The sequence below is a fragment of the Myroides sp. LoEW2-1 genome (assembly GCF_009767705.1).
Taxonomy (GTDB): domain Bacteria; phylum Bacteroidota; class Bacteroidia; order Flavobacteriales; family Flavobacteriaceae; genus Flavobacterium; species Flavobacterium album_A.
Map to the genome: position 1 here is coordinate 1 of NZ_WSPP01000184.1, position 395 is coordinate 395.

The window sequence follows — 395 nt, forward strand, 5'->3', positions numbered from 1 at the left end:
TCAATGAATAGCTTTTCACCTGCTTTATGCTCAATAGGTACATAACCTTTTCCTTGAGCACACCAATTACTATAAGCCTCACAAAACCTACTATATTGGACCCCTTCAGGGTATTTCTCTTTGTATTGCTCCCATAGTATTAACCTTGTAAAACCTACTTGTGGTAACATTCTATCTACATAGGGAAAATACTCTAGTAGATCTGTAGTAACCTTATCGTTTTTGATTTCTGTCAGCAGATTAGGAGTATGGAATAAATCTGCTAAATCTTTTTCACTTAATTTGTCTAATTCACCAAAACTAAGCCCTGATTTACAGATATTATCTACATATTTAATCAATGTAGTTCTTGAAATTCCTAAACTAGATGCGATTCTAGAATTAGAAATTTCTTT

Annotated in this window: 1 pseudogene; it reads right to left on the reverse strand. The window is 32.7% G+C overall.

Annotation, left to right across the window (positions count from 1 at the left end):
- A pseudogene (locus tag GOQ24_RS11340) lies at window positions 1-395 on the reverse strand (IS21 family transposase); the annotation flags it as partial.